This window comes from Aeromonas sp. 600479, from assembly GCF_049175515.1.
In the GTDB taxonomy this organism is placed as follows: domain Bacteria; phylum Pseudomonadota; class Gammaproteobacteria; order Enterobacterales; family Aeromonadaceae; genus Aeromonas; species Aeromonas veronii_A.
In genome coordinates this window covers 120828-127866 of record NZ_JAAKVF010000014.1, presented here as the reverse complement: position 1 = coordinate 127866, position 7039 = coordinate 120828, and the positions used below count along the sequence as shown (strand labels likewise).

At 54.2% G+C, this 7039-nt stretch carries 6 protein-coding genes; 1 reads left to right on the top strand and 5 read right to left on the bottom strand.

Annotated features, from left to right (window positions below; translation table 11 throughout):
- Positions 1–267: 267 nt before the first annotated feature.
- The 4 genes from G5149_RS15235 to G5149_RS15220 all read right to left on the bottom strand — a co-directional run bounded on the left by G5149_RS15235 (position 268) and on the right by G5149_RS15220 (position 4798).
- Entirely contained in the window at positions 268–2199 is a 1932-nt protein-coding gene (locus tag G5149_RS15235) for a putative bifunctional diguanylate cyclase/phosphodiesterase (RefSeq protein ID WP_216980143.1), read from the bottom strand.
- A 23-nt stretch (positions 2200–2222) separates the two neighbouring features.
- Positions 2223–2723, bottom strand: coding sequence for a molybdopterin-binding oxidoreductase (locus G5149_RS15230; protein WP_216980142.1), 501 nt, complete (start codon positions 2721–2723; stop codon positions 2223–2225).
- Positions 2724–2827: 104 nt separating this feature from the next.
- The gene (gene groL / locus G5149_RS15225) at positions 2828–4462 is read right to left on the bottom strand and encodes a chaperonin GroEL (protein WP_005341224.1); all 1635 of its coding nucleotides are present in this window, start codon (positions 4460–4462) and stop codon (positions 2828–2830) included.
- A 42-nt stretch (positions 4463–4504) separates the two neighbouring features.
- Positions 4505–4798, bottom strand: coding sequence for a co-chaperone GroES (locus tag G5149_RS15220; protein ID WP_005340573.1), 294 nt, complete (start codon positions 4796–4798; stop codon positions 4505–4507).
- Positions 4799–5058: 260 nt separating this feature from the next.
- On the opposite strand from G5149_RS15220, the gene G5149_RS15215 reads away from it, so the two are divergent.
- Entirely contained in the window at positions 5059–6393 is a 1335-nt protein-coding gene (locus G5149_RS15215) for an MATE family efflux transporter (protein WP_337073248.1), read from the top strand.
- 47 nt (positions 6394–6440) lie between these two features.
- Here G5149_RS15215 and G5149_RS15210 read toward each other — a convergent pair whose 3' ends face one another.
- A complete protein-coding gene (locus tag G5149_RS15210) occupies positions 6441–6917 on the bottom strand; it encodes an FxsA family protein (RefSeq protein WP_005340570.1) in 477 nt (158 codons plus the stop codon).
- Positions 6918–7039 lie beyond the last annotated feature (122 nt).

Below are 7039 nucleotides of genomic sequence, written 5' to 3'. Positions count from 1 at the left end.
GTTCGTTGCTGCGGGAGTGGAATTCTACTCAACCGCCTTCTCGAGTCAAGCCTTATTTTCAAAGGCTTTTCGAGGTTATCGACGAGGTTGTTTGCGTTGCCGCTTGCCCTGTCGATGGAGGCGCATTATAGGGAGTGAATTCGTTCTGGCAAGGCTAAATTGCATGTTTTTTTGATAAAACCGCACAACCGTTCAAACAACAAACAAAAAGAAGAAAGTTCGAGCTAAATCACACATTCTGGGGGCAGATGACAGGCAAGCCCCCTCTCAACTCATATAAGCCATTTCGGATTGTTGACGCGCCAGCCAAAGCTCCTCCATCTCCAACAAGGTTTGATAGATTTTTTCCGCCTGCTCTGGTCGGCTGAACAGATAGCCCTGCCCATACAAGTGGATATCGGTCAGAGATCGCAGTACATCCAACTGGGCCTGTGTCTCAATACCTTCACACACCAGACTCTTGCCCAACATGGATCCCATCCGACAAATATTGGCGACCAGTTCGGATGCCTCCATTGAGGTGTCAATGCCCTGTATAAAGGAGCGGTCGATCTTCACTTTGCTAACCGGTAACTTTTGCAGATAACTCAAAGATGAATAACCAGTACCAAAATCGTCCAATGCTAACAGTACCCCCTGCTGATTGAGATCCTGCATCAGTTGCAGCGAGTTCTTTACTTCCCGCATGGTAGTATCTTCGGTGACTTCCAGTACCAGACTGCTGGCAGGCAAATGGTGCTCCATCAATGCTTTTGCTACCAGTTTGAGCAGATTGCGCTGATACATACCCGGCGAGATATTCACGCACATCTGCAGATCGACCATTCCAAGCTGATGCCACTGATAAAGTTGCTCACAAGCAGTGTTAAGCACCCAACTGCCAACTCTCTCAGCGAGCTGAAACTCCTCAGCCACCATGATGACTTCATTCGGAGGAATAAAACCAAGCTCTGGATGACGCCACCTTAGTAAGGCCTCAACAGCTTCACAGCGTCCACTTTCAAGGTTGACGATGGGCTGGTAATAGAGTTCCAGCGCATTATGCTCCAGCGCCATAATCATGTCCGAGGCAAGATGCTTGCGCCGAGCCGTCTCGTTAAGCAGGGAGTTATCGTAAATCACATAGGGGACGTGGGTCTTGCGACTATGAAACAGAGCTTGTTCAGCACGACTCAATAACTCCTGTGTTTTGTCGCTGTCCATCGGATAGAAGGCAATCCCGATCCCCACCTCGAGCCGGAAGGGATAGTTATCATAGACGATATCTTGCTTCAGAGCGTGCAGCAGTCGCGCTACCAACTCCCTGACCTGACGCAGATCACTGCTACCACGCTGAATAATGGCAAATTGATCGCCCCCCAAACGACCACTCCACTCCCCTTCCTCACACAGCAATCTGATCCGTCTGGCCAATTCACTGAGCAAAAAATCGCCCGCATCATAACCAAACTTGCTGTTGATATCTCTGAAGTCGTTGATATCGACCAGAACCAGTCCGAAAGGCACCTCCTGAGTGGCACAGAGCTCCATCCGTTCCAGCAATGCCACCCGATTGGAGAGGCCAGTCAACGGGTCGCGCCTTGCGGCCCTAAAATGACGTCGAGCTTCATATATAAGAAGCGAACTAAGTAGTAAAACCGAGATCACCAACCCCGACACCATCAACAGCAGAGCATTACGTAATTGGCCAAAGTGGCGATCATTCTCTGAGTAGATGTTGATGTTCTTCTGCATAACGGAAGCTAGTGCATATGATAAAGGCTCCTGCAAGGGGGCCAGACGCATCATTACTTGCTGGTAGACAGAGTCACCGCTCTGCAGTTTGGTAATAACAGGCTCTATATCACGAATGTTGTTTTCAATCAGTTGCACCAAGCGCAAGGTTTTCTGCTTGTCTTGCATGCTTTTACGCAACTGACCGCTCAACAGGATAGGGGTTCTGCTCCAGAGAATGTCATAACGCAGCATCAAGTCATTGTGCTCTATTCCACCATAATGGTAGACCTCTACAGCACTGAGGAAGCGCCCCAGTTCAAGCTGCAACTGCATCAGCGCCCAGGAGACATCATAGGTATATTTCTCCATTGCTCTGGTCGCATTCTGGATCTGAACCAGACAATAGAGGGTACTCCCGGTAAATGACAGGATGGATACATACAGAATGACGAGCAGTGGCCACGCCCTGGTCTTTCCTTTCACCCCGTGCTCCCGTGACTCTTTTATCAGTGTTGGATATCTATCAGATCCAGCTGCCAAATCATCATGTCGGTATATTCAGAGCGCTTCAGCTCCGGATATTGATCAAGTGGCAACATAAACCAGAGCGGCCCCTTGTCACGAATCTTCATGGTTACCCCGTCATCTTCCCAAGCAAGGATAGGGTTATACTTGGCAACTTTGTCCCAGTTGATGCGGATCTGAAAACTGTTCAATGCTGTCAGGGTTATGCTCTTGCCATCAGCCCCCACAGCTGCCAGCACGTCTGCCACCTTGGGCCCTCTGTACTTATGAGGTTTATCAACCCAAGGGTTGCTGGTAACTATCTCATATTGCGGCAATGCCTGCAGCGTGGCCAAGTCAAAAAGCACTTTGCCATCGACCTCATCTGCGGCTCTGATATTGCCGCTTACTTTCAAGATCACTGGTCCCTTGAGGGCCTCGGCAGCCAACAGCGGCATGGTAATCAATGCAAACAGCAGAGTTATCCATCTGAGCACCTTCATCTTTCCTCCATACACTTTTCTGCTATCAACAGACTCAGTTTAGTCAGATATAAAAAAACGGCCCGCCAAGGCGAGCCGTTTCTCAAACAGAGCCGGGATGATGATTACATCATGCCCATGCCGCCCATGCCACCCATATCAGGCATGGCCGGAGCATCTTTCTTCGGCAGCTCGGTGACCATGCACTCGGTGGTGATCATCAGACCGGCGATGGAAGAAGCGAACTGCAGTGCAGAACGGGTTACCTTGGTCGGATCCAGGATACCCATGGTCAGCATGTCGCCATACTGCTCGGTGTAAGCGTTGTAACCGAAGTTGCCTTCACCGTTCTTCACTGCGTTGGCAATGACGGAAGCTTCTTCACCGGCGTTGATGACGATTTGACGCAGCGGGGCTTCCATGGCGCGCAGGGCAACCTTGATACCGACGTTCTGGTCTTCGTTGTCACCGCGCAGACCAGCCAGTTTGGCAGCAACGCGAACCAGCGCAACACCACCACCGGCAACCACGCCTTCTTCAACCGCGGCACGGGTAGCATGCAGAGCATCTTCTACGCGAGCTTTCTTCTCTTTCATCTCGACTTCGGTAGCAGCACCGACCTTGATCACGGCAACACCGCCAGCCAGCTTGGCTACGCGCTCTTGCAGCTTCTCACGGTCGTAGTCGGAGGAAGTCTCTTCGATCTGCTGACGGATCTGGGCAACACGGCCTTCGATCACACCGGCATCACCCACGCCATCGATGATGGTGGTGTTCTCTTTGGTGATGACGATGCGCTTGGCACGACCCAGATCTTCCAGAGTCGCTTTTTCCAGCTCCATGCCAACTTCTTCGGAGATGACGGTACCACCGGTCAGTACGGCGATATCCTGCAGCATGGCCTTGCGACGGTCGCCGAAGCCCGGCGCCTTGACGGCAGCCACTTTCACGATGCCACGCATGGTGTTGACCACCAGAGTCGCCAGCGCTTCGCCTTCCACGTCTTCAGCAACAATCAGCAGCGGCTTGCCAGCTTTGGCAACGCCTTCCAGCACCGGCAGCATTTCGCGGATGTTGGAGACTTTCTTGTCAACCAGCAGGATGAACGGGTCGTCCAGTTCAACTGAACCGGTCTCTTGCTTGTTGATGAAGTAGGGGGACAGGTAGCCGCGGTCGAACTGCATACCTTCAACAACTGCCAGCTCATCTTCCAGACCCTGACCATCTTCAACGGTGATGACGCCATCGCGACCCACTTTGTCCATGGCTTCGGCAATCAGCTTGCCCACTTTCTCGTCGGAGTTGGCGGAGATGGTGCCCACCTGAGCGATGGCATTGCTGTCGGCACACGGCTGGGACAGCGCTTGCAGCTCGGCAACAGCAGCCACAACGGCCTTGTCGATACCGCGCTTCAGATCCATCGGGTTCATACCGGCGGCAACGGCTTTCAGACCTTCGTTGACGATAGCCTGAGCAAGAACGGTTGCAGTAGTGGTACCGTCACCGGCGGCATCGTTCGCCTTGGAAGCCACTTCCTTGACCATCTGGGCGCCCATGTTCTGGAACTTGTCTTCCAGCTCGATTTCGCGCGCAACAGAAACACCATCTTTAGTGATGGTCGGGGCGCCGAAGGACTTGTCCAGCACCACGTTGCGGCCTTTCGGGCCCAGAGTCACCTTGACGGCATCAGCCAGGATGTTTACGCCTTCCAGCATCTTGATGCGGGCTTCGTTACCAAACTTAACGTCTTTAGCTGCCATTTTCTTCAATCCTTAAATCAATTCGGGGAAAAGGAGGATGGATTACTCTTCGACAATCGCCAGGATGTCGGTTTCGGAGAGGATCAGGACGTCCTGACCATCCAGCTTCTCGGTCTTAACACCGTAGCCTTCGTTGAAGATAACCTTGTCACCAACCTTCACGGCCAGCGCTTTGACTTCGCCATTATCCAGGATGCGACCAGTCCCCACGGCAAGCACTTCACCACGGGTGGACTTCTGGGCCGCAGTACCAGTCAAGACGATACCGCCGGCAGATTTGGCTTCAGCTTCGATGCGCTTGATGATGACGCGGTCGTGCAGTGGACGAATTTTCATCGATAACTCTCCCAAAATGAGTCTCATTGTTGCTTTGAGGAATGGCCGTTCCAGGCCAAATTAGATATGTCCCTGATGTGGGGCAGAGTTGCTAACCCTTCAAGGGCAAATACAAAAAAAATTTTTTCACGTACTATAAACATCTTCGATGGTTCAGCCATGTCCGCACTCTGGTGCAAGGTCGGTTCAAGCCGCCCGTTTTCGATGCAAGAACCTTCAAAGCCAGCTGTAGAGACGAGCCCTTGACCCGCACCAACCCCATGCTGACAGCCCCTATTCCGGTCGTACTGCGCCAGATGACGGGCCCCATGATCTTCGGCATCATCGCCATTCTGGCCTTCAATCTGGTCGATACCTTTTTTATCGGTATGCTGGGCACCGAAGCACTGGCCGCCATCAGCTTTACCTTTCCCGTCACTTTTGTGGTTACCTCGCTGGCGATGGGATTGGGCGCCGGATTGTCAGCGGTGATCGGTCATACCCTGGGGCAGGGCAAACACGATGAGGCGGCCCATCTCGCCACCGACAGCCTGTTTCTGGCGGTGATCATGGTAGCCCTGCTCTCCGCGGGGGGGGCTCTCACCATCAACCCCCTGTTTACCCTGTTGGGAGCCAGTGCCGAGCTTATCTCCCTCATCCATGACTACATGCTGACCTGGTATCTCACCGTCCCCATGCTGGTGCTGCCCATGGTGGGCAATGCCGCTATCCGGGCGACCGGCGATACCAAAACCCCCAGTCTGGTGATGGCCATAGCCGGGCTGGTCAACGGGGTACTGGATCCTCTGTTGATCTTCGGTATCGGCCCCTTTCCCGAATGGGGGATCCGCGGGGCAGCCATCGCCACCTCTATCTCCTGGTTGATGGCGATGCTGGTCAGCCTCTATATCCTGCGTCATCGGGAGGGCTTGCTGCTGTGGCGCCTCTCGCCGCGGGCCCGGTTGCTGACCCACTGGCGGGCGCTGCTCCATGTCGCCGTCCCCGCCTCTTTTACCAATATGCTCAACCCCCTGGCCAATGCAGTGCTGATGACGATCTTTGCAGGACTGGGTACCGAGGTGGTGGCCGCTTACGGCGCCGCATCGCGGGTCGAGGCGCTGCTGCTGATTGTGATGATGGCCCTCGCCTCCGTACTGGCCCCCTTCATCTCGCAAAACTGTGGCGCCGGCAATCCGGCCCGCGCCAAAGCTGCACTGCAGAGCTGCATGAGTTTTGCGTTGCTTTTCCAGCTCGCCATCTATGGCCTGACCTGGCTACTGGCGCCACTCATCGCTAACCTGTTCAGCGATCATCCGCAGGTCATTCGCCTCATCATTCTCTATCTGCATCTGGTGCCCATCGGTTACGGATTTCAGGGCATGGTGATGCTGCTGGCCTCGGCACTCAATGGCGTGCGGGCATCCAGTATTTCGTTCTTGTTCAACGGATTGCGACTGTTTGGTTTTCTGTTGCCAGGAGCCTGGCTGGGGGCAAAGCTGGGGGGAGAACAGGGGATATATCTGGGGATCTTGCTGGCCAATCTGGCGGCGGGCACCCTCGCATGGTGGTATGCCCGACACCGCTTCGAGGCGTTGTGCCATCAGGGTAAACCCTGATTCAGTCACTCACCTCGGGTTTTCGTTTCGTCGATTACTCTTTACGCTCACTCTTTGCGCTCAAATTCGCCTTCGATGGTGGTGCCGCCCTGCTTGGCGTTCCCCAGATGATCATCGGACGGTGCGTTGCCAAACGGCGATTGAGTACGCTGGAAACCGCCCATCTGCATCCGGAACTGGCTGCTGCCGATCAGCTTGTCAGCCAGTTTGTTGCGCAGCCAGGGTTGCAGCAACAGCACACCGAAAATGTCGGTCACGAAACCCGGGATAATCAGCAGCAGGCCCGCCAACGCCAGCATCATGCCCCCCATCACCTCGCGGCCCGGCATCTCGCCCATCTGCATCTTTTGCTGGGCGCTGAACAGGGTCTTGATCCCTTCACTGCGCACCAGCGAGGAGCCCAATACCGCAGTCAGTATGAGCAAGCCGACAGTCGGCAGCGCCCCGATTACCGAGCCGACCTCGATCATCACGGTGAGCTCCAGCACAACCAGACCCACCAACAACAAAAACAACTTGCCCATATCCACTCCAGCACCGGTAAATTGAGAAAAAGTGGCGCCCATCCAACGATGGTCAGAGGCGATTTTGCCGCCCTGTCATCACCACTTTCTGCCCTGAATAAATGGGGGCCGTCCCCCCTTTT

Bases quoted from the DNA above. Each gene is read 5' to 3' on its own strand.
- G5149_RS15230 (WP_216980142.1), bottom strand. From the start codon at position 2,723: ATGAAGGTGCTCAGATGGATAACTCTGCTGTTTGCATTGATTACCATG.
- G5149_RS15220 (WP_005340573.1), bottom strand. From the start codon at position 4,798: ATGAAAATTCGTCCACTGCACGACCGCGTCATCATCAAGCGCATCGAA.
- groL (WP_005341224.1), bottom strand. From the start codon at position 4,462: ATGGCAGCTAAAGACGTTAAGTTTGGTAACGAAGCCCGCATCAAGATG.
- G5149_RS15215 (WP_337073248.1), top strand. From the start codon at position 5,059: ATGCTGACAGCCCCTATTCCGGTCGTACTGCGCCAGATGACGGGCCCC.
- G5149_RS15210 (WP_005340570.1), bottom strand. From the start codon at position 6,917: ATGGGCAAGTTGTTTTTGTTGTTGGTGGGTCTGGTTGTGCTGGAGCTC.